Origin of the sequence: Pantoea sp. Tr-811 (assembly GCF_011752535.1) — a bacterium.
GTDB lineage: Bacteria > Pseudomonadota > Gammaproteobacteria > Pseudomonadales > Pseudomonadaceae > Aquipseudomonas.
In genome coordinates, this window is sequence record NZ_VWXJ01000001.1 from 419,972 (window position 1) to 440,979 (window position 21,008).

The 21,008-nt window shown below is 62.1% G+C and carries 20 protein-coding genes; 18 read left to right on the top strand and 2 right to left on the bottom strand.

Annotation, left to right across the window (positions count from 1 at the left end):
* The first annotated feature begins 36 nt into the window (after positions 1–36).
* The 3 genes from F3J44_RS01875 to F3J44_RS01885 are packed head-to-tail and all read left to right on the top strand — an operon-like array spanning position 37 to position 2,197.
* Positions 37–720: an STN domain-containing protein gene (locus F3J44_RS01875; RefSeq protein ID WP_167070779.1), complete on the top strand. Its 684-nt coding sequence runs from the start codon at positions 37–39 to the stop codon at positions 718–720.
* Positions 717–1,259, top strand: coding sequence for an RNA polymerase sigma factor (locus F3J44_RS01880; RefSeq protein ID WP_167270284.1), 543 nt, complete (start codon positions 717–719; stop codon positions 1,257–1,259). Before F3J44_RS01875 ends, F3J44_RS01880 begins: the two co-directional genes overlap by 4 nt.
* A 29-nt stretch (positions 1,260–1,288) precedes the next feature.
* Positions 1,289–2,197 carry a DUF4880 domain-containing protein gene (locus tag F3J44_RS01885; protein ID WP_167070777.1) on the top strand — a complete coding sequence of 303 codons (909 nt, stop codon included), beginning with the start codon at positions 1,289–1,291 and terminating at the stop codon, positions 2,195–2,197.
* On the opposite strand, the gene F3J44_RS01890 is transcribed toward F3J44_RS01885, so the two are convergent.
* A complete protein-coding gene (locus F3J44_RS01890) occupies positions 2,190–2,783 on the bottom strand; it encodes a type II secretion system protein GspJ (protein WP_167270286.1) in 594 nt (197 codons plus the stop codon). The genes F3J44_RS01885 and F3J44_RS01890 overlap by 8 nt on opposite strands.
* Positions 2,780–3,223 carry a GspH/FimT family pseudopilin gene (locus tag F3J44_RS01895; protein WP_205299622.1) on the bottom strand — a complete coding sequence of 148 codons (444 nt, stop codon included), beginning with the start codon at positions 3,221–3,223 and terminating at the stop codon, positions 2,780–2,782. Before F3J44_RS01895 ends, F3J44_RS01890 begins: the two co-directional genes overlap by 4 nt.
* 114 nt (positions 3,224–3,337) lie before the next feature.
* Here F3J44_RS01895 and F3J44_RS01900 point away from each other — a divergent pair, with 114 nt between their 5' ends.
* The 15 genes from F3J44_RS01900 (at position 3,338) to F3J44_RS01970 (ending at position 21,003) form a co-directional block, all read left to right on the top strand.
* Positions 3,338–3,751 (top strand): type II secretion system protein N, encoded by a 414-nt coding sequence (locus tag F3J44_RS01900; RefSeq protein WP_167270288.1) that lies wholly within the window; start codon positions 3,338–3,340, stop codon positions 3,749–3,751.
* 529 nt (positions 3,752–4,280) lie between these two features.
* On the top strand, positions 4,281–4,784 hold the full coding sequence (gene tssB, locus F3J44_RS01905) for a type VI secretion system contractile sheath small subunit (RefSeq protein ID WP_167270295.1): 504 nt from the start codon (positions 4,281–4,283) through the stop codon (positions 4,782–4,784).
* 34 nt (positions 4,785–4,818) lie between these two features.
* Entirely contained in the window at positions 4,819–6,357 is a 1,539-nt protein-coding gene (tssC, locus tag F3J44_RS01910) for a type VI secretion system contractile sheath large subunit (RefSeq protein WP_167270298.1), read from the top strand.
* Positions 6,358–6,381: 24 nt separating this feature from the next.
* The gene (gene tssK / locus F3J44_RS01915; protein WP_167270301.1) at positions 6,382–7,737 is read left to right on the top strand and encodes a type VI secretion system baseplate subunit TssK; all 1,356 of its coding nucleotides are present in this window, start codon (positions 6,382–6,384) and stop codon (positions 7,735–7,737) included.
* Positions 7,734–8,414, top strand: coding sequence for a type VI secretion system protein TssL, short form (gene tssL, locus F3J44_RS01920; RefSeq protein WP_167270303.1), 681 nt, complete (start codon positions 7,734–7,736; stop codon positions 8,412–8,414). Before tssK ends, tssL begins: the two co-directional genes overlap by 4 nt.
* A 5-nt stretch (positions 8,415–8,419) precedes the next feature.
* A complete protein-coding gene (locus F3J44_RS01925) occupies positions 8,420–10,123 on the top strand; it encodes an OmpA family protein (protein WP_167270305.1) in 1,704 nt (567 codons plus the stop codon).
* Positions 10,124–10,133: 10 nt separating this feature from the next.
* Positions 10,134–10,625, top strand: a complete 492-nt coding sequence (locus F3J44_RS01930) for an Hcp family type VI secretion system effector (protein WP_167270307.1) — start codon at positions 10,134–10,136, stop codon at positions 10,623–10,625.
* 153 nt (positions 10,626–10,778) lie between these two features.
* A complete protein-coding gene (gene tssH, locus F3J44_RS01935; RefSeq protein WP_167270309.1) occupies positions 10,779–13,412 on the top strand; it encodes a type VI secretion system ATPase TssH in 2,634 nt (877 codons plus the stop codon).
* Positions 13,413–13,414: 2 nt separating this feature from the next.
* Positions 13,415–15,781: a type VI secretion system Vgr family protein gene (locus tag F3J44_RS01940; protein WP_167270311.1), complete on the top strand. Its 2,367-nt coding sequence runs from the start codon at positions 13,415–13,417 to the stop codon at positions 15,779–15,781.
* Complete coding sequence (locus tag F3J44_RS01945; protein WP_167270312.1) at positions 15,778–16,611, top strand: DUF4123 domain-containing protein; 834 nt, start codon at positions 15,778–15,780, stop codon at positions 16,609–16,611. Before F3J44_RS01940 ends, F3J44_RS01945 begins: the two co-directional genes overlap by 4 nt.
* Positions 16,599–18,941: a DUF2235 domain-containing protein gene (locus F3J44_RS01950; protein ID WP_167270313.1), complete on the top strand. Its 2,343-nt coding sequence runs from the start codon at positions 16,599–16,601 to the stop codon at positions 18,939–18,941. Before F3J44_RS01945 ends, F3J44_RS01950 begins: the two co-directional genes overlap by 13 nt.
* A 43-nt stretch (positions 18,942–18,984) precedes the next feature.
* On the top strand, positions 18,985–19,494 hold the full coding sequence (locus F3J44_RS01955) for a DUF3304 domain-containing protein (RefSeq protein WP_167270506.1): 510 nt from the start codon (positions 18,985–18,987) through the stop codon (positions 19,492–19,494).
* A gap of 41 nt (positions 19,495–19,535) precedes the next feature.
* Positions 19,536–19,997, top strand: a complete 462-nt coding sequence (locus F3J44_RS01960) for a DUF3304 domain-containing protein (RefSeq protein ID WP_240158202.1) — start codon at positions 19,536–19,538, stop codon at positions 19,995–19,997.
* Positions 19,998–20,038: 41 nt separating this feature from the next.
* Positions 20,039–20,500 (top strand): DUF3304 domain-containing protein, encoded by a 462-nt coding sequence (locus tag F3J44_RS01965; RefSeq protein WP_240158204.1) that lies wholly within the window; start codon positions 20,039–20,041, stop codon positions 20,498–20,500.
* Positions 20,488–21,003 (top strand): DUF3304 domain-containing protein, encoded by a 516-nt coding sequence (locus tag F3J44_RS01970; protein ID WP_167270316.1) that lies wholly within the window; start codon positions 20,488–20,490, stop codon positions 21,001–21,003. Before F3J44_RS01965 ends, F3J44_RS01970 begins: the two co-directional genes overlap by 13 nt.
* Positions 21,004–21,008: the final 5 nt, after the last annotated feature.

Below are 21,008 nucleotides of genomic sequence, written 5' to 3' on the forward strand. Positions count from 1 at the left end.
AATGCTGTCACCACAGCGTCATACACAGGCCCCAGGATGGCCACTCCCGGTAACGGCGACAGCAAGGAGGCCGACCAGTCCGTGCGTGCATTTCTGGTGGTTGGCCTGTTGTGGCTGGCGTTGGTGATACCGGTCCGTGGCGATACGCGGCTGACCCTGGCAATCCCCGCGCAGCCCCTGGGCCTGGCGCTGGACAGCTTCGGGCGGCAAAGCGGCATGGCCGTGCTGGTCGACCAGGCCCTGCTGGGCGGTCTGCGTTCAAGCCCGATCAATGGGCGTTACACCCCCCGTGAAGGGCTCCAGCGCCTGTTGCTGGGCACCGGGTTGGAGGCGCGCTACAGCGCCGCACAAGGTTTTACCCTGCGGCCACTGCGCCTGCAGGCCCCGGCTGCCCGCGAGCGGCCGGGCGGTACTGGCGCCGGCAGTTACGCGCGGGCGCTTCAGCAGGCCGTGGAGCAGGCGCTGTGCGTTTCGGCGCTGACCCGTCCGGGCAGCTACCGCGCCGCCCTGCAAGTGTGGATAGACGCCAGCGGGCAACTGGTGCAGAGCCGGCTACTGGCCACCACCGGTGACTTCAACCGTGACGCGGCGCTGGTCGAGCGCCTGCGCGCCGTGCGCCTGCAGCGTGCGCCGCCAACTTCCCTGGCCCAGCCGGTTACCCTGCTGCTGCGCCCGGGACCTATGGATTGCCCACTTTCGCAAGGAGCTGCGGCGGCATGAACAAACCTCGGGACAGTGCGCTGGTCAAGCTGTTCTTGACCTCCTATGACGCCTTCAGGGTACGCCTGAAGCGTCGGCTCGGCTCCGATGACCTGGCCAACGACGTGCTGCAGGAAACCTTCCTGCGGGTCGACCGCATGGAAACGGCGCAAGAGGTGCACAAGCCCAGCGCCTACCTCTACCGCATGGCCCTCAACGTGGCTGCCGACCGGCGCGAGGCCGATGCGCGGCTGCTCACCGGCGGTGAAATCGAAAGCCTGCTGCAAGTGGCCGAAGACCAGGACCCGGCCCGCATCGTCGGTGGCCAGAAGGAAATCCAGAGCCTGCTCGGCGCGCTCTACGAATTGCCGGCCAGGCGCCGGCGCATCTTTATTGCCGCGCGCCTGGAGGAGGCTTCACACCAGGAAATCTCCCAGCGCTTCGGCATTTCCACGCGCATGGTGGAGAAGGAAATCAAGGCAGCCTTGGGGCATTGTGCAACGCGCCTTGAAAGAAAAGCGTTTCAGCGGTTCGGTCCGGGGGCGGGAAAACCGTCTTGATCAATAGTCGACCTTTTCATGTGAGCACCATGCCCCAGATTTCGCCCGACCCCGAGTTGCAGCGCCAGGCCCAGGACTGGCTATTGCTGTTGACCTCCGGCCGCGCTACCCAGGCCGATGCCAGCGCCTTGCAGCAATGGTGCGCACGCAGCCCGGCCCATGCCGCGGCCTTTGCCCAGGTGCGCGAGCTGTGGCGCCTGCTGGGCCCGGCGGCGCAACAGGCGCAGGCCGTGACGCCCCTGCCGGGCGTGAGCCGGCGGGCGTTTCTCGGCGGCGCGGTGGCTGCTTCGGTAGGGGTCGTCGCTTGGCAGGCTGGCGTGTTCAGCCGCCTTGGCGAACCTGCTGCTGCCTTTGAAACCGCGCTGGGCGAGCAGCGCCGGGTGGAGCTTGCGCCGGGCATCGAGCTGGAGCTCAACGTGCGCACCCGTGTGGCGCGGGAAGGCCAGGCCATTGCTTTGCTCAGCGGTGAGATGGAAGTGCTCGCCAGCCAGGCCGTGCGGGTGCAGGCCGGCGCCGGGCTGATCGATGCCGAGCAGGCGCGCTTCAACGTGCGTGAAGATGACCGGGGCATCTGCGTTACCTGCCTGGGCGGCAGCGTGAAAGTCAGCGCCCTGGGCCAGGTTCAGGTGTTGCCGGCCGGGCGCCAGTTGCGCTTCGGTGCCGGCGACCTGGGCACACCGCAGGCGTTCGACGCAGGCCAGGTGATGGCCTGGCGTGAGCGCTTGCTGGTGTTCCGGGATGCCCCGTTGGCCGAGGTGATCGCCGAAATCAACCGCTATCGCCCCGGCCGCCTGGTGCTGCTCAACCAGGCCCTTGGCCGGCGCCGGGTGCAGGCGCGCTTTAGTTTCGAGCAACTGCCCCAGGCCGCCGAACTGATCCGCGCCGCCTACGGCGCTCGCTGCCTTGAGCTGCCCGGCGGGGTAGTGCTGGTCAGTTGAACGGCCCCAGCACCTGGCGGTAGTGGGCCTGGCCCTGCGCACTGCGCAGGCTCAGGCGAATTTCCAGCCCCTTGGGGTTGTCGGCGGCGGTGCTGTCCAGTACCTGCCAGCCGCTTTGTTCCTTCCAACTGCGCAGGGCAAATGCCTGCACCCCTTGCAGCAACGCCACGCCCCCCTGCGCCGCTGCCAGGGGGAAGCTGTCGCTGCTCGGCGCGGCGGCGCGGTACAGGGTGCCACCGCGCACCCACCAGCGTACCCGCTGCAGGCCACTGCCGGGGCCGGCGGCGGCGCGAATCAGTTCCAGGCGGTCGGCACGCACACGCAGGGCCGGCAGAATCGGCTTGGCGATCAGTTCCTGGCCGGGCCGGGCCGGCTCCAGCAACTCGGTGGTGGCGCGCAACGCCAGGTCCCGTTCCAGTTGCTGGAACACGCGCAGTACCGCCTGGTTGTCCTCGGTGCTCTGGCGCACGTGCCGATCCGCCCGGCTGACACTGTCCAGGCCACGCCAGGCGATCAGGCTGACCACCGCCATCAGCAGAATCGCCACCATCACTTCCAGCAGGGTGAAGCCGTTCTGGCGCCTCATGGCCGGGCCACCTGCAGCGTGCCGGTGCCGCTGCGCACCAGCTCGATCACCTGGTTGCCACTGCGCAAGGCCAGGGTCAACGGTTCGCTGACCCATTCGCCCTCCAGCCACAACGGGCCACGCGGGCGCTTGTTCACTTTCACCGCTTCGGCTTGCCACAACCTGGGCCGCAATGGGCCATCCTCCAGCACCACGCCGTCACCGCGCACGAAGCGGTAGCCCCGGGCGTCGGCCTGCCAGCGCAGGGCCTGGCCATCGCTCTGCGCCTGGCTGTTGGCCAGCTCCAGCAGCCTTGCCAGCCGTTCGGCGTCCTCGCGCAGGTGCTTTGCGGGGTCGGGGCGAATGTTCAGGCTGATGGCCGCACTTGCGATACCAACGATCACCAGCACCACCATCAGTTCGATCAGGGTAAAGCCTTGTTGTCCGTTGCGCGGGTTCACGGCAGGTCTCCTTGTCCTGCTGCCAGCATGGCCCACGAAGATGATCGCGGTGTGAAACAAAACCGTGAGGTTTACCCGATATGCTCAGGGTTTGAGCACAAGGAGCGCGCCATCATGTCGTTTCAACGTCTTTATCGCTCACCGGGGTTGTTGTTGCAGGGTTTGGGAGGGCTGGTGGCGGTTGCCGGTGCCGTGACCTGGGCCTGGGTGCTTGCGCCCGCCGCCGCGCTACCCACCCAGGCCCAGGCAGCGGCCACCGCGCCCCTGGCCGATACCGGAGCGGGGCGCTGGTTCGCCGACCTGCCCGCGCAGGTGGATATCCGCGTCAGCGGGGTGCTGTCAGGCCGCGCCGGCACGGTCGCCATCATCAGCCTCGATGGCGGCCCGGCCCAGGCCGTGGAAGCCGGGGATGAGCTGGCGCGCGGCGTGAAGCTGGTGGCCATCGAGCAGGACGGGCTGGTGATCGAACGGGCAGGGGAGCGAAGCCGGGTGGAAGTGCCGGCGTTGGCGGTCAACAGCTTCTTGTAACGGGCTGAAGGGCTGCACCTGCAAGGGGCCGCTTGGCGGCCCGCATTCTATGGCAAATACGCCGATTTCTTTATATCCGCCCCGAACCCACGTCCAATTACATGCGCCGTTGCGTGATAGATGTGAAGGATTATTCGCTTAGAATTGTAGGAAGTTTCTGAATTTACCATTATGGGTTGAATTCAAGTTGCTTTTTTGCATTGGCGATAAAGGTGCGTTCAATACAGCCCTGCATTGATTCAGGTCAATGCAGTGAAGCGGGTTACTTTGCTTGTATGGCATGGGTTTTTCACGAGCAGAATTGGCTAGCCCCAATCCCTGCTAAATCCATAAGTATGTAGGAAAATTCTGAGTTTTCACCGGGGGCTGGCGAAAAGAAAAAATGTACGTCATCTTTGCAAAGGGATGGATTTCGGGGCAGCGCACACAGGCCAGTGTGGTGGTTAATTACCCCGTTGCACCAATAGGATTGATTCGATGTGAGTGCTGGTGATTGTTTTCACGTGGCACCTTTATTCCAGGAGGAATTATGGCTTCAAACAGCTTTCAGAACGAAGTGCCCAAGGCACGTGTCAATATCAAGCTCGACCTACACACGGGCGGTGCTCAGCGCAAGGTTGAACTGCCGCTCAAACTCATGTTGATGGGTGACTACAGCAATGGCCGGGAGCAACGCCCGCTGTCGGAACGGAGCAAGGTCAATGTCAACAAGAATAACTTCGACAGCGTATTGTCCGAGTTTTCACCCAGTCTGAAGCTTGTGGTTGAAGACACCCTTGGCAACGCGGGTGGGGAAACACCGGTTGATCTTAACTTCCAACGCATGAAAGACTTCGAGCCCGAGCAGGTCGCCCGGCAAATACCGCAATTGCGCGCCTTGCTGGCAATGCGCAATTTATTGCGCGAATTGAAGGCCAATCTTTTGGACAACGCCACGTTCCGGGTTGAACTGGAGCGAATACTCAAAGATGAAGCCTTGAGTGACGAATTGCGCAAGGACCTGGCTGCGCTCGCTCCGCAAAACGACCGCTAGAAAACAATTATCTCGACAAACGGGAAGTTAACTCATGTCCGAAGAGCAATCTTCTGCGCAACCGCGTGGCGCTGCTGTGCACGCGCAAGAAAGCCAAAACGTCTACCGCGCGCTGTTCGAGAAAATAAACCTCGAACCCCTCGAGCACATGGGCGGCATTGACGCCTATCAAAGTGTCGATGCGTTGTCCGAGGCCACCGCCAATGAGCGCGTCACTGCCTCGGTCAGCGTGTTTCTCGAACGGCTCAAGCACCTGTCACCCAAGGTAGAGCGCCTGGACCGGGCCCTGCTGGACGAGCACATCGCCGCCATTGATGCGCAGATCAGCAGCCAGTTGGACGCTGTGATGCACCACCCTGACTTTCAGCGGGTCGAGTCGCTTTGGCGCGGTGCGAAGTCGTTGATCGACCAAACCGATTTCCGCCAGAACGTTCGTATCGAGCTGCTGGATATCAGCAAGGAGCATTTGGCCCAGGACTTCGAAGACGCGCCTGAAATCGCTCAAAGCGGTATGTACCTGCACACCTACACCCAGGAATACGATACCCCAGGTGGGGAGCCAATCGCAGCGGCCGTTTCGAACTACGAGTTCGGCCGAGGCGCCCAGGACATCGCACTGTTACGCAATATTTCAAAAGTGGCGGCCTCCGCCCATATGCCCTTTTTGTGCTCGATGGGCCCAAGTTTCTTTAGCAAGCAAACCATGGAAGAAGTGGCGGCCATCAAAGACATCGGCAATTACATGGAGCGCGCCGAATATATCAAGTGGCACGCCTTTGCCCAAAGTGATGATGCGCGCTACGTGGGGCTAACCTTGCCCTGCACCTTGGGGCGGCTGCCGTATGGGCCCGACACCAACCCGGTACGGCTGTTCAACTACCTGGAGCGCGTGAAAGGGCCAGACCACAGTAAATACCTGTGGGTGAGTTCGACGTTCGCCTTTGCCGCCAACATGGTTAAAAGCTTTATTGCCAACGGCTGGTGCGTGCAAATTCGCGGGCCCCAGTCCGGCGGTGCAGTGACTAACCTGCCGATTCATTTGTACGACATGGGCACGGGCACGCAAGTAAAGGTGCCTTCCGAAGTGATGATTCCGGAAACACGAGAGTTTGAATTCGCCAACCTGGGCCTGATTCCACTGTCCTATTACAAAAATCGCGACTATGCGTGTTTCTTCTCCGCGAACTCGGCCCATAAGCCTGCGCTTTACGACACACCCGAAGCCACCGCCAACAGCCGTATCAACGCCCGTTTGCCTTACGTATTCCTGCTGTCTCGCATTGCCCACTATTTGAAATTGATCCAGCGGGAAAACATTGGCACGACCAAGGATCGTCGCCTGTTGGAACTGGAGTTGAACAGGTGGCTAAGTGGCCTGGTCACGGAAATGACGGACCCCGGCGATGATTTGCAAGCCTCTCACCCGCTAAGGGAGGGGAAAGTGATCGTCGAAGACATTGAAGACAACCCAGGGTTCTTCCGGGTCAAGTTGTTCGCGGTGCCGCACTTCCAGGTTGAAGGCATGGACATCAATTTGTCCCTGGTTTCGCAAATGCCCAAAGCCAAACCTTGAATGCGGTTGTAGGAGTTTATTAACGTGAAAATCGATCGGCCGTTATGGGCCTCCGGCGTGGTGCTGTCTGCGCAACAGTTCCAGCAGCAGGCCCGCCTTGAAGCCTGGGCCCAGCGCAGTACCGCCGCAATGGCCTGGGTGCATCCCTGGGGCGTTCGAGCCGTTGCATTCGACAGGGATGCACTGCTGCTGGGCAAGCTCAGCGCCACTCGGCTGCAGCTGTGCATGCCAGACGGAACACGGATTGACACCGATCGATTGGACCGGCTGCCCAGCGCCCTGGAGCTTTCCCGGCTACTGCCTGAGGGCAGCCAGGGTGCGACGGTGGTGTTGGCTTTGCCGCTGGAACAGGCCAATGGCAACAATTGCCTGTTCGAAGGCGGCAGGGCCGAGCGCCCTGTCAGGTACCGCCAGGTTTGGCGGGATGTTCAGGACCTCTACACCGACGACGTGCAGTCCATCAGCGTGCTGGAGCAGGCGCTGAGCCTGCGCCTGGCCAGTGACGACAATGCGGGCTACGTCACCTGCCCGGTGGCCCGGCTGATGCGCGATGGCAGCGGCAGTTGGGCGCTTGACGAGGCCTACATTCCACCCTTGCTGCAGTTCGATGCCCACGCCGGGCTGTTGCTGCAACTGGACAACCTGCTGACCCAACTGTCCGCCAAGCGTGAGCGGCTGATGGGCATGCGCCGGGAGAGCAACCAGCGCATGGCGGATTTCGCCGTCGCGGATGTCACGTTGTTCTGGTTGCTTCATGCGCTGAACACCTACCAGCCGGTATTGGCTGACCTCAAGGCCTACCCGGCTCGGCACCCGGAACAGGTGTATCAACAGCTGGTGAAGTTGGCAGGGGGGCTGCTGACGTTTTCGCTGGACCAGGGCATCGAACAGATCCCTGCCTATCAACATGCGGACCTTGAGGCTGTATTCCCGCCCTTGATGCGCACGCTTTCCACCTTGCTGGAGGCGAGCCTGCCATCGCGGGTGTTGGCGTTGCCGCTTGAGCTGCGCAGTGCCAACCGCTGGCAGGTCGCCTTGAGCGATCCGCGGCTGCTTGAAGCCGACGGGGCAGACTTCTACCTGTCGGTGCGCTGTGGGCTGCCCGCCGTGCAAGTGCAAAGCCAGTTCCCACGGTTGTGCAAGGTCGGTAGCCCCGATGACGTCGACCACCTGGTGAACGCCGCGCTCGATGGCGTTCCCTTGAAACCCTTGAGCCACGTGCCCGCAGCGATACCGCTGCGCCTGGAAAACCAATACTTCGCACTGGACCTTGCCCATGAAAAAGGCCGCGCCATGTTGGCCAGCAGGTGTTGCGCGCTGTACGTCCCGAGCGTGTTCCAGGATGTGAAGCTCGAACTGTTCGCGGTGCTTCGCTCATGAGCCGCCTTACGCAAACGCCAGGTGCGGCCCAGGCGAACATCGATGCACTGCTGCAAGACACCTACCTGCTGGTGGTGGAGTTGCGACACGGCACGGGGGCACACAGCAGCCCTGAACTGTGGCCGCGCTGCGTGACGGAAATCGAGCGGGTGCGCGCCGCACTTGAAGCCCAGGGGCTTGATCGGCGGAGCATCGACCTTGTCAGCCATGCGCAATGTGCCTTGCTGGATGAAGCCGTGCTTGCCTGCGCCGAAGGCCGCGCCCACGAAGGCTGGGCAAGGGAAACCCTGCAGGCACGGTTTTTCAGCAGCCACCAGGCCGGTGAGTCGCTGTATGAAGACATGCGCACGGTGCTGCATGAGGCCACTGCCCACCCGTATGTGCTCACGGCTTTTCAGCGGGTGTTGATGCTGGGCTTTCTGGGGCGTTATCGCGACCTGGACCACCCAGAGCGCCAGCAACTGGTAACGGCGCTGTCTGCGCAAGTGCCGCCCCTGGAGAACCACCAGCCGCTGGTCATCCGGGCGCTAACCAGGCCACGGCTACCCGCGTGGGGCTGGCTGCAGTCCCCGTTGCTGCAGGGGATGGTGGCTGCGGTGTTGTTGCTGGGCATCTGGTGGGGGCTGGACCATACGCTGGCTGAGGCCGTGGCCTCGCTGTTGCCGGTGCAGGGGTGAGCGGGATGTGGCGCACACCTGAAAACGGGCTTTGGTCATGGGCCGCCGTATTGTGCGTGCTGCTGGTTGCCACGCTGCCACTGGCCATCGAATGGCAGGTCGTAGCTGCCCTGGCCATCACCGTGGTTGGGCTGATGGCGTGGCGCCGGAGCGTGCGTGTTGCCAGCGAGCGAGGTGCAGCGCAGCCGAGCGCGGCCGCCAGTTTGCCGGCCAGCACATATCGGCATCCGGTGGTTCTGGTGGCAGGCGATTGCCTGGCTGAGCTGTTCGGGCCGGCACCTGCAGAGCAGTGGCTGCCTCGGGTCACGGTGGCGGGCTGCTACCTGCCAGTGCCCGACCTGCTGAAACTGCCAGCCACGGTCACCGAGCTGGTACAGCAAAGGCCGGAGTGGCACGGGCAGCTCAGCGTCATGTACTGCATCGCCCCCCACACCCATACGGATGCTGCGGTATTGGCCAACCAGCTTCGCAGTGTGTGCGACCAGATAGCGATGTTGCGAAAACGCGGCATGCCTTTGTCGCTGCTGGTCGCGGGCTATTTCCGGGGGGCAGCGCAGGTTTCACCGTGGTTCAGCTGGGAGGCCGGTGAGGCGAATGCCTGGGTGCGTGAGCCAGGTGCATGCATGGGCCTGGCGCAATGGCAGGGAAGGGGCAATACGCCCGCTGCCCAGGCCGCCCGGCTACGCGCTGTGGTGCAGCTGAATGCTGCTGCAGGCTGGTTGAGGGAAGTGTGCGTGCCTGAGATGCGCGCGTTTACGGCATTAGCGGTGGTGCTGGTGCCCGGGCTTGGCCAGCATTTTGAAAACAGCCTTTGGCAGCAATGGTTGCGCAAGCGTACCGGGCTTGATTTCAGCCATGGCACAACGAACGGAGCAGAGGCGCCGCTGCCATTCCCCGACCCGCTGCTCCATCTATTGCCCGGCCGTACCTCCTGTGGCAGGCGGCGCAGGGTGGTGCTGATGGGTATCTGGCTGTTCGTGCTGACGGCCTGCGTGGCGCTGCTCAGCTCGGCATGGCAGAACACCTTGCTGGTACGCCAGGTCACCGATGACCTGCGGCGTTACGGCACTGCGCCGGTGGGCAGCGAACCGAACGCCGTGCGCCAGCGTGAGAACGCGCTGGCCGTGCTCCACCAGGATGCGCAGCGGCTGGACACCTATTACCGCCAGGGGGCGCCCTGGTCGCTGGGCCTTGGCTTGTACCAGGGCGAAAAGCTCCGGCCGCCATTGCTTGCCGCCATCAACGGCCACCGCCTGCCAACGATGCCGGCATCGCCCGACAGGCCGCGCATGGTTCGGCTAGACAGCCTCTCGCTGTTCGGCAGCGGCAGCGCACAACTCAAGCCCGGCTCGACCAAGGTGCTGGTCAGTGCCTTGGCAGGCATCAAGGCCCAGCCAGGCTGGCTGATCGTGATTACCGGGCACACCGACGCCACCGGCAGCGTCGAGCACAACCTGCGCCTGTCGCGCGCCCGCGCCGCAGCCGTGCATGACTGGATTCAACACATGGGCGACATCCCCGCCACCTGCTTCGCCGTGCAGGGCGTGGGGGCCAGCCAGCCTGTTGCAAGCAATGACACCGAACACGGGCGGTCGGCCAACCGCCGAGTGGAAATTCGCCTGGTGCCGGCGGTGGGGGCTTGCCAGCCCTCGGCGGCGGCGCCAGGCCTGCAACCCCTGTCGTATGTAGCGACATTCAACGCCAACTAAGGAGTTTCAAATGGCTATTCCGGTTTATCTGTGGCTCAAAGACGACGGCGGAGCCGATATCAAAGGCTCGGTCGATGTAAAGGACCGCGTGGGCAGTATTGAAGTGGTCGCTCAAGATCACGACTTGTACATACCCACCGATAACAACACCGGCAAATTAACGGGCACGCGCATTCATACGCCGTTCCTGTTCACCAAGGAAATCGATGCGTCCACGCCTTACCTTTACAAGGCCGTGACCACTGGGCAGACACTCAAGGAAGCCGAGTTCAAATGGTATCGGATCAACGATGCCGGCCAGGAAGTTGAGTATTTCAACACCAAGTTGGAGAACGTCAAGGTCGTCAAGGTGGCGCCGAAGATGCACGACATCAAAGACCCTGGAAAGGAAAAGCACAACCACCTCGAATCCATCGAGTTGCGCTACGAGAAGGTCACCTGGACCTTCAAGGACGGCAACATCATTCATTCGGATTCGTGGGATGAGCGTACTACCGCCTGATGAAGCAGGCCCGTCAGCCACTGTTGGCTGACGGTTTCCAGTGTCTTGGGTTGAGCGTCCGTGCGCGGGCGTTCAGCCAAATACACCTCGGCGCTTCGGGCAGTGGCTGCACTGACGAAGCTGCATTGAATACCGACGACAAGGATGCCCTGTATGGCAAACGACCCGACCCGCTTGCTGCGCCGGCTGAACGGCTATTGTGCCCAGGCCCTCACGGCCGCAGCTTCTTTGTGCCTTGCGCGTGGCCATAGTCAAATCAGTGTCGAACACTGGTTGTTGAAGTTACTGGAGCAAGGCAACGGTGATCTGCTGGTCATCGCCCGGCGCTACGGCTGGGACATGGATGCACTCTGGCGCGGGCTGCTCGAACACTTCGACAGCATGCCGCGCCGTGTGCTCAGCAAGCCTAGGTTGAGCCGCGAAGTGCAACAGTTGATCAGCAGCGCATGGCTGCAGGCATCGTTGGATGGCGATTGTGACCAACTACGCTCGGCTCACTTGCTGGGGGCATTGATTGACGAACCCACGTTGCTCAAGTGCGCCGCTGCCTGGCCGCTGTTGAACCTAAGCCCAACGCAATTGCAGCAGATGGACGCGCTGCTGGAGGCTGAGTCCGAAGAGGGCCAGCCAGCGGTGGCGCTTGCGTTGAACTCAGCTGCAGCAGGCAACGCATCGCCCAGTGATGGCGCCACGGTTCTGGACCAATTCAGCCACGACGTGACGGCCAAGGCGGCGGCGGGCCAGATCGACCCAGTGTTTGGCCGGGACGATGAAATCCGCCAGGTGATCGACGTGCTGAGCCGTCGGCGCAAGAACAACCCCATTCTGGTGGGTGACCCCGGCGTCGGCAAAACCGCCCTGGTCGAGGGGCTTGCCCTGCGCATCGTCAGCGGGGATGTGCCAGACAGCTTGAAACCGGTGAGCATCCGCACGCTGGACCTCGGGCTGCTGCAGGCGGGCGCAGGGGTGAAGGGGGAGTTCGAGCAGCGGCTGAAGAACGTGATCGAGGCCGTTCAGCACTCGCCGACGCCGGTGCTGCTGTTCATCGATGAGGCACACACCCTGATCGGTGCCGGCAACCAGGCGGGGGGCGCCGATGCCGCGAACCTGCTGAAACCCGCCCTGGCCCGTGGCGAGCTGCGCACCCTCGCGGCTACCACCTGGAGCGAATACAAGCAGTACTTCGAGCGCGATGCCGCGCTGGAGCGTCGCTTTCAGATGATCAAGGTCGACGAGCCCAACGATGCCAATGCTTGCCTGATGCTGCGTGGGCTCAAGGCGCGTTACGCCACCTACCACGGCGTGCATGTTCAGGACGCCGCCGTGCAGGCGGCGGTCAGCTTGTCGCGGCGCTTCCTCACGGGGCGCCACCTGCCGGACAAGGCCGTCGACCTTATCGACACCGCCTGCGCGCGGGTGCGCATGAGCCTGGATTGCGAACCCCAGGCACTCGTCCACGTGAAGGCGCAGAAAACCGCACTGATGGCCGAGCGAGCAGCACTGGCAGAAGATGCACAGCTTTCTGGCACGGCGGCTGAGCCGCGCCTGGCCAACATCGACGCCCAGTTGGCCCAACTGCAGAGCCAGCAGGCCGAGTTGGAGCTGCAGTACCAGCAAGAGCTGGCGCTGACCCACCAGCTCCTGAGCCTGCGCCAGGCCGAACCGCTCGACACCGCCGCGTGCGCCCAACTTCAACAACAACTGAGCGACGCCCAAGGCAACCGCCCGTTGCTGTCGCTGGACGTCTGCGCCCGCAGCGTGGCCGAGGTGATCGCCGACTGGACAGGCGTTCCCCTTGGCAGCTTGCTCAAGGACGAACACGCAAGCTTGCTGAACCTGGAACACCAGTTGGCTGAGCGCGTGGTCGGCCAGGAGCCGGCCCTGCATGCACTGGCCCAACGCCTGCGCGCCGCCCGCACCGGCCTGGCCAACGACAACGCACCCATGGGCGTTTTCCTGCTGGTAGGCACCAGCGGCATCGGCAAGACGGAAACCGCCCATGCCCTGGCCAGCAGCCTGTTCGGCGGCGAGAAGGCGCTGGTCACGCTCAACATGTCCGAATACCAGGAAGCGCACACCGTCAGCCAACTCAAGGGTTCGCCCCCTGGCTATGTCGGCTACGGCCAGGGCGGCGTGCTGACCGAAGCCGTGCGCCAGCGCCCCTACAGCGTGGTGCTGCTGGACGAAGTCGAAAAGGCCCACCGCGACGTGCTCAACCTGTTCTACCAAGTGTTCGATCGCGGCTTCATGCGCGACGGCGAAGGCCGCGAGATCGATTTTCGCAACACGGTCATCCTGATGACTTCCAACCTGGGCAGCGACCTGCTGCAAGGTTGCATCGAGCAGCAGCCAGCCATTGACGATGCAGCCCTGCATGAGCGGCTACGCCCGCTATTGCGCGAGCACTTCCAGCCAGCACTGCTGGCGCGCTTCCAAACCTTGATCTACCGCCCACTGGCAGCGGCGGCGCTCCAGCGCATCGTCGAAATCAAGCTGGGCCAAGTGGCCACACGGTTGCAGCGTCATTACGGCCTGCAGTGCGAGGTGGACGGCTCGCTCTACGAAGCCTTGGTCGCCGCCTGCCTGCTCCCCGACACCGGCGCCCGCAACATCGACAGCTTGCTGAACCAGCAGATTTTGCCGGTGCTCAGCCAGCAGTTGCTGCAGCGCCAGGCCCTGGGCCTGGCAGCACGAGCCGTGACGCTTGGTTACTGCCAGGACGCAGGCATCAGCTTGAGCTTTGCCGATGAACCGAACGCAGCGCCGTTGGCGGCAGGGAGGGCTTGAACATGGCCAAGCCAATCATTGCTGCCATCCACAACCGTTACAAACTTGAAGTCGACGAATTCAAAACCGCCGAACTCGATGTACTGTCCTTCAAAGGTGAGGAGTGCCTGAGCCAACCGTTCAAATACACCGTGGCCTTCACCTCCCCAGCACAGGATATCGACGCCACGCAAATCCTCGGCAAAGACGCCAGTTTCTACCTCGGCTCACCTCACTCCCTGCAAAGCGCCTCGCGCACCTTGCATGGCGTAATCACCGGCTTCAAGCGCGTCTCCAGCTCCAAGGACGAAGCCCGTTACGAAGTGACCTTCGAGCCCCGGCTGGCCTTGCTCTCCCGTGGCAAACAGTACCGCATCTACCAGCACCAATCCGTTCCGGAAATCGTCGAAAGCGTCTTGCGCAGCCGCCATCAATTCGAAGGCCAGCACTTTCTGTTCAACCTGCTCCGCGAATACCCCAGGCGCGAACAGGTGATGCAATACGGTGAGAGCGACCTTGCATTCATCAGCCGCTTACTGGCCGAAGTGGGCATCTGGTACCGCTTCACCCACAACGACAAGCTGTACATCGACGTGGTCGAGTTCCACGATCACCAACAGCATTATCAGTTCGACATCCACCTGCCGCACCGGCACCCGTCGGGCCTGAGCAGCAACGACCAGGACTGCGCCTGGGCCCTGCAGGTGAGCCATGCGGTGGTGGAGCAGCACATCAATGTGCGCGCCTACCACCACCGCGATGCCGCAGCCTTTCTCGACGGTGAGGTGGACCACACCCGAGGGGCGACCACCACCTATGGCGAGGGCTACCACTACGGCGAACCCTACACGGCGCTCGGCGACGCCATTGACCGGGATGAAGAACTGCTGACCGAAAGCGGTTACTTCTATGCCCGCCTGAACCATGAACGCTACCTCAACGGCCAAACCCGCTGCAGCGGTTTGAGCACCAGCGTGACCCTCGTGCCAGGGCAAGTCGTGACCATCACCGACGGCGTGCCGCAGGTCTTCGAGCCAGGGGTGGTCATGACCCGCCTGACCGTCGAAGCGGCCCGCGACCGCAGCCTTCTGGTCACCTTCGAGGCCATTCCCTACTCAGAGTCGATCTGCTTCCGGCCTCCCTTGTCACCCAAGCCGCAGATCGCCGGCACGGTACCGGCGCGGGTCACCAGCAACCGCCAGAACGACCCCTATGGCCATATCGACCTGGAAGGCCGCTATCGGGTGAACTTCCTGTTCGACCGGGACACCTGGCGCCAAGGCGAGGAGAGCGTATGGCTACGCCTGGCGCGCCCCTACGCAGGCGACACCCATGGCCTGCACCTGCCGCTGATTTGCGGCACCGAAGTGGCGGTGGCCTTCGAGCAAGGCGACCCCGACCGGCCCTACATCGCCCATGCCCTGCACGACAGCCGCCACCCCGACCACGTGACGCTGCGCAACTACAAGCGCAATGTGCTGCGCACGCCGGCCAACAACAAGTTGCGCATGGACGATACCCGGGGGCAGGAGCACATCAAGCTCAGTACCGAGCACAGTGGCAAGAGCCAGTTGAACCTGGGGCATGTGGTGGATGCCAGTCGCGCCAAGCGCGGGGAAGGCTTTGAACTGCGCACGGATGCATGGGGGGCGATTCGCGGCGGTAAAGGCCTGTTCATCAGTGCTGACAGCCAGGCCAATGGCGCTGGGGACGTGCTGGCGATGCAGGCGGCCTGCGCCAGGGTTGAAGCGGCCAAGGCACAGATCACTAAATGGCAGGCCATCAGCGAAGCCCACCGCAGCCGCCCCCCATGCATTGGCGGCCTGCAGCAGCTGCAAACCGACACTAACTGCCTGCAGGGCCCGGCGATCATGCTCAGCGCGCCCAAGGGTGTTGGCGCGGTGACGCCCGCCAGCCTGCTGCTGGAGGGCGGTGAGGGGCTTTACCTGCAAAGTGGCGATGAACTGAACTTGGCCGCCGCCAAACGCCTGCTGGTCAACGCTGACCAAAGCGTTTCACTGCTCGCCCGCCAGGAAGGCATGCGCCTGGTATCCGGCAAGGGGCCGTTGGAAATCGAGTCCCATGGCGATGTGATGGGGCTCACAGCGCTGCAGGACATCACCGTGCAGTCGACCCAGGGGCATCTGCAGCTCACCGCCAAGAACGGCATCACCCTGGGGTGTGGCGGCGGTTATATCCGCATTACAGCCCAAGGTGAGATTCAGATTCACAGCCCGAGTGTCATCAGCCTGAAGGGCAAACACCGCTTCGATCCACCCGCCAGCCAGGACTTTCCACTTCCAGAGCTTCCAGGTGTGGTGTGCGAGGAGTGCCTGCGCAGAGCCCAGGCCACGGCGCAAGGCTTCGTGCTGCGGGAGGCCCAGGCATGAGTACACAAGCGGGCACCACGTGGCTCAACCTGCTGCTGAGCGCGTGCGAGCAGGCACAAACCCCTTACCTGCACGTGATAATCGACCAGGCCGGTTTTGCGTTCCCGATTCGGCACAGCGTGCTGAGCGTCGACCCACCGCTGGATTGCTACTCACTGTTCACCGGCCTGCCAGAGGAGGGGGCCGAGGATCTGGCCCCGCTGCTGGTGCGGGTTGAGCTGGCACAGCCGCTGCAGAAGCAATGGCTTCTGGGGTTGCTGAATGCCACCAATGGCCTGCCCGTTGTACTGACCCTGGCGTCTGCCTGGCCCTTCCCGATACTCGCAGAGCACCTTGGCCGCTGCATCGAGGCACTCAACGGCGGGTGCCTGGGCTTGCTGCGCTACTACGATCCGCGGCTGTTCCCGTTGTTGTTCAGTCACGTGCTGACGCCTGAACAGCAGCAAGCATGGCTCCAGCCCGCTGTGTTCTGGAGCTGGCTTGACCGCGATGGCATGCCCCAGCACTTGCTGGGGCAAGCCCACAGCCCAGTGACAGACGACCCGTCCACACCGATTGAGCTCAGTGACAGCCAGGTCGACGTGCTGTGTTGCGCCAGCGACGCCACCGCAGCCATGGCCAGTCTGGCGGCGGCGTTTCCCCACGACTGGGGCGCGGAACAGCGGTTTCGCGGTTGCTACAGCGGGATGCTGGCTGCCAGCTCGGCAGGCCTGCTGACCACCGCCCAGCGTGAGGCTTACACCCTCGACCACCTGCGCCAAACCGTTGATTCCGCACCTTCCAGCAAGAGCCCATTGCAGGCCCAGGAGCCGCATTCATGTCCCAGATAAAGCAGCCCGTCAGTTATCCACCGCAGTTCCCACTCCAGGGCCGGTTGCCCCAGCGCATGGAGCAGGTTCAGGCCAACATCCTGCGCCAATGCGAGCAGGAGCGTGGTTACCACGACGCCTTGTGCCTGGCTTCGGGCTATCGGCAGTCTCCTCCCTGCTGCAAAACCCTGCATATCAGCCTGTTTTTCGACGGCACCGGCAACAACCTCAACAACGACCTGTTCGAATCCAAGGTCGCTCACCCCACCAATATTGCACGGCTATTTCGCGCAAGCATCGGCGCCGGTCACGTGGGCGGAACCAGCCATCACAGCCGTGCCCAGGGTTTGACTGACGCCGTGGGTACCGGCAACGGTCAGTATTTCAAGTACTACATGCCGGGTGTGGGCACACCCTTTCCGGAAGTGAACGACCTGGATTACACCAGTGAAGGCCTCGCGTTTGCCCGCCGTGGTGAAGAACGCATCAACTGGGGGCTGCTGATGCTGATCGATGCCCTACGGCTCAGCCTGTCGCTACCCCGGTTGGACAATGCTGCCCTGCAAGCCTCGGTCGAGGCCATGGGAACCTGGATTGGAACGGGCGGAATAATGGGGCCTGCCAACCGCTCCCGCGAGTTTCGCAAGCAACTCAAGGCCATCGAACAGCCCTTGCGTATTGCCTTGGGCCAACCCCAGCCGGGGCAGTCCAAGTTGCTGGGCATCAAGCTGTATGTCTATGGGTTCTCCCGGGGGGCAGCGGCGGCACGGGCCTTCGTCAACTGGCTGAACGCGCTGCTGTCGCGCCGCGAGGCTGAGCCAACACTCACGCTCTTTGATCTCAAGATACCGATCACCGTGGAATACCTGGGGCTGCTGGACACCGTGGTATCGGTGGGGCTGGCCGATATCTCCCCTGGTGCGACCGGGCATATGGGCTGGGGCGATGGAAGCCAGGAACTGCCGACAGGGAAGTTGCTGAAAAGATGCCTGCATATCGTCGCGAGTCATGAGCAGCGCTTGAGCTTTCCGTTGGATTCTATTCGCCGGGAGGATGGTAGTTATCCGGCAAATAGCGTGGAGGTGATTTATCCCGGCGTGCATTCGGATCAGGGGGGAGGGTATCCGCGGGGGGATCAGGGGAAGGCGGTGGGCTCGGAGGATGTTCTGTTGCTTTCGCAGATCGCGCTAAACGATTTGTATGCTGACGCTTTTACTCATGGAGCACCGTTAAAAGTTCCAGGGCAGGTGCTGCCAGTGGGCCTGCAGGATGACATCTGGCGGGCTATGGAAACTGATGTTGTATTGGAGTTTGATGCTGACCCGTCATTAGTCAGTCGCTTTAATGCTTGGCGTCAAGTGACTCTCAACTTGACTACATCCCCTCATCCACTTTCGTCCGAGCTAATCGAGCGCTACCGAGCATCGCCGGCTCCAGTACCCCTGGAAGAAGCAATACGTATACAACTAGCTTGGATCACTGCATGGCGCATTGATCGCTACGCCTTTGCCAGCCTCAAGACTACACAGTTCTACCGTAATGCCAGTGATACCCACGGAACGGAGGATGCCCTCAAACGCGCTGGGGCCGAACGGGAGCAACAGCAGGCGAAGGTCGAGGCCCGTCGCCGGCAGCAAATAGCCCGTGAGCGCAACGGCGCTCCGAGCAAGCCGCTGGAGCCTGGCGTGCCCGACTTCGATCCAGACAGAGCACAGAGTCAATTGCGCGAAGCCGCTGAAGAGTTTGGCAAGGCCTATCGCGATCTTGATAGCGACCCCTATCTCACATTCTTGCGCATCGCGAAGAGAGTCAACCCTATTGCACTGATGACTTACCTCAACAGTGCCGAAACCCGGGCTGAGCGAGAACGTATCAAAGCTGCTGGGCGTGAAAAGGTCAGCCAGCTCTTTCCGCCTCCACTAGGGGAGCGCAACCATCATACGGAGCGCGCTCGCGGCAATGTCGATGAGCACCGAAACCGCCATAAACCCGAAGGGCTTCTGCGGGCCCTGTTCGATGACCAGGTCCATGACTCGCGTGCCTGGTTTCTACACGCCCTGCTCAACAATCGCTACCTAGGCACGAATCTGGCGGTAGGGCGTGAACCCTGGGGCAGCTACTTCAACGAACGCATGGTGTTTTTCGGTGAGGCTGACCGAAGGGACCTGGCATTGATAGTCGAGCCTGACGGGGAGTCGGCGCTTGCAGCCAGCATCGCCGACACCCCCGGGCCTAACGGAAGGACTCCAGCGGGGGATGCTCAGCAAAGGACTGAGCGCCAGCAACGCATCACTGCCGTCTGGGACGCTCATTACGCGATGGTGAAGGAGGTGAACAATGGACTGGGCTGATAAGGGCGTACAGCAAGTCAAAGCAAAACGTACAGGCAAGCTCATGCGCCGCCATGTACTGAATATCATCCTAGGCTCTGTGGCGATGTTCTTAGGTGTCATGCAAGCCAGTGCGAGCACGCTTTATGGCGTCAACCACACCCATTGGGCGATCAACCGGTTTAGTGTCGATGGCCGTTCCGCAGTTGACATCATTGGCCCCTATCAAGGCGGCGGTGGAGGATGCTGCTACAGCGCACCAGAGCCCTGGTATCCGGGCCTAACGGTGCGGGTTGACTGGGAAACGGGTGTCGGAAGCACAAGGGATTTTCCTGGATTTGGCGATCGGCCTAAATTTCTGGCTTGGAAAGAAAAAATCCTGGCGCAAAAGCGCAGGCACAGCAAAGTCGTCGCCGTCCCGGATTACACCGGCGAGCAAGTGTGCGGCATCACCGTGCATTTCCTGCCGTGCGACGAAATTCAAGTCACCACTTCCTGCTACGGCTACGGCACCCCCGAATACCCAATAAAAACCCCTCTGCAGTTGCCGGAGCCGCAGTCATGCCCCCGTTGAATCGCATTGTCCTTGCTGTCTATGCCGGCCTGTCTCTACTCATGCTCGCCCGTCCTGTTGATGCCAGCACCCTTTATGGCGTCAACCACACCCATTGGGCGATCAACCGGTTCAGTGTCGACGGTCGTTCAGCCGTTGACATCATTGGCCCCTATCAAGGCGGCGGTGGGGGGTGTTGTTACAGCGCGCCAGAACCCTGGTATCCGGGCCTGACGGTGCGAGTTGACTGGGAAACGGGTGTTGGAAGCTCAAAAGGCTTCCCTGGCTTCGCGGATTGGCCGAAATACTTGGAATGGGTCGAAAAAATTGATGCACAAAAGCGTACCCATAGCAAAGTCGTCGCCGTCCCGGATTACACCGGCGAAAAAGTGTGCGGCATTACCGTGCATTTCCTGCCGTGCGACGAAATTCAAGTCACCACTTCCTGCTACGGCTACGGCACCCCCGAGTACCCAATCAAAACCCCTCTGCAGTTGCCGGAGCCGCAGTCATGCCCCCGTTGAATCGCATTGTCCTTGCTGTTTATGCCGGCCTGTATGTGCTCATGCTCGTCCGTCCTGTTGATGCCAGCACCCTTTATGGCGTCAACCACACCCATTGGGCGATCAACCGGTTCAGTGTCGATGGTCGTTCGGCGATCGACACTATTGGTCCGTATCAAGGTGGAGGTGGAGGGTGTTGCTACACGGCTCCTTCGCAATGGCGGCCGGGAATGACGGTACGGGTCGATTGGGAAACCGGTGTAGGCGGCTCAAAAGGATTCCCAGGGTTTGCGGATGAGGCGAAGTACGACGCCTGGCGGCAAGAAATCGTGGCACAAAAGCGCACGCATCAGAAGGATGTCGTCGTCCCCGACTACACCGGCCAGAAAGTCTGCGGCCTGACCGTGCATTTTTTGCCGTGCGACGAGATTCAGGTCACCACCTCGTGTTACGGATACGGCACTCCTGAGTACCCAATCAAAACCCCTCTGCAGTTGCCGGAGCCGCAGTCATGCCCCCGTTGAATCGCATTGTCCTTGCTGTCTATGCCGGCCTGTATGTGCTCATGCTCGCCCGTCCTGTTGATGCCAGCACCCTTTATGGCGTCAACCACACCCATTGGGCGATCACCCGGTTCAGTGTCGATGGCCGTTCTTCAGTTGACAGCATTGGTCGGTATCAAGGCGGCGGTGGTGGCTGCTGCTACAACGCACCAGAGCGCTGGTATCCGGGGCTGACGGTGCGGGTTGACTGGCAAACGGGAGCGGGAAGCACCAAGGATTTTCCCGGAACCCAAGATTGGTCCAAAGTTGTGGCTTGGAGAGAAAAAATCCTGGCGCAAAGGCGCAGCCACAGCAAAGTCGTCGCCGTCCCGGATTACACCGGCGAGCAAGTGTGCGGCCTTACCGTGCATTTCTTACCGTGCGACGAAATTCAAGTCACCACCTCCTGCTACGGCTACGGCACCCCCGAGTACCCCATCAAAACCCCTCTGCAGTTGCCGGAGCCGCAGTCATGCCCTCAGTAATCCAA

Bases quoted from the DNA above. Each gene is read 5' to 3' on its own strand.
- tssB (WP_167270295.1), top strand. From the start codon at position 4,281: ATGGCTTCAAACAGCTTTCAGAACGAAGTGCCCAAGGCACGTGTCAAT.
- F3J44_RS01930 (WP_167270307.1), top strand. From the start codon at position 10,134: ATGGCTATTCCGGTTTATCTGTGGCTCAAAGACGACGGCGGAGCCGAT.
- F3J44_RS01960 (WP_240158202.1), top strand. From the start codon at position 19,536: ATGCTCGCCCGTCCTGTTGATGCCAGCACCCTTTATGGCGTCAACCAC.
- F3J44_RS01965 (WP_240158204.1), top strand. From the start codon at position 20,039: ATGCTCGTCCGTCCTGTTGATGCCAGCACCCTTTATGGCGTCAACCAC.
- F3J44_RS01970 (WP_167270316.1), top strand. From the start codon at position 20,488: ATGCCCCCGTTGAATCGCATTGTCCTTGCTGTCTATGCCGGCCTGTAT.
- F3J44_RS01875 (WP_167070779.1), top strand. From the start codon at position 37: ATGGCCACTCCCGGTAACGGCGACAGCAAGGAGGCCGACCAGTCCGTG.
- F3J44_RS01925 (WP_167270305.1), top strand. From the start codon at position 8,420: ATGTGGCGCACACCTGAAAACGGGCTTTGGTCATGGGCCGCCGTATTG.
- F3J44_RS01950 (WP_167270313.1), top strand. From the start codon at position 16,599: ATGTCCCAGATAAAGCAGCCCGTCAGTTATCCACCGCAGTTCCCACTC.
- F3J44_RS01890 (WP_167270286.1), bottom strand. From the start codon at position 2,783: ATGAGGCGCCAGAACGGCTTCACCCTGCTGGAAGTGATGGTGGCGATT.
- F3J44_RS01940 (WP_167270311.1), top strand. From the start codon at position 13,415: ATGGCCAAGCCAATCATTGCTGCCATCCACAACCGTTACAAACTTGAA.
- F3J44_RS01955 (WP_167270506.1), top strand. From the start codon at position 18,985: ATGCGCCGCCATGTACTGAATATCATCCTAGGCTCTGTGGCGATGTTC.
- tssH (WP_167270309.1), top strand. From the start codon at position 10,779: ATGGCAAACGACCCGACCCGCTTGCTGCGCCGGCTGAACGGCTATTGT.
- F3J44_RS01880 (WP_167270284.1), top strand. From the start codon at position 717: ATGAACAAACCTCGGGACAGTGCGCTGGTCAAGCTGTTCTTGACCTCC.
- F3J44_RS01900 (WP_167270288.1), top strand. From the start codon at position 3,338: ATGTCGTTTCAACGTCTTTATCGCTCACCGGGGTTGTTGTTGCAGGGT.
- F3J44_RS01945 (WP_167270312.1), top strand. From the start codon at position 15,778: ATGAGTACACAAGCGGGCACCACGTGGCTCAACCTGCTGCTGAGCGCG.
- tssL (WP_167270303.1), top strand. From the start codon at position 7,734: ATGAGCCGCCTTACGCAAACGCCAGGTGCGGCCCAGGCGAACATCGAT.
- tssC (WP_167270298.1), top strand. From the start codon at position 4,819: ATGTCCGAAGAGCAATCTTCTGCGCAACCGCGTGGCGCTGCTGTGCAC.
- F3J44_RS01885 (WP_167070777.1), top strand. From the start codon at position 1,289: ATGCCCCAGATTTCGCCCGACCCCGAGTTGCAGCGCCAGGCCCAGGAC.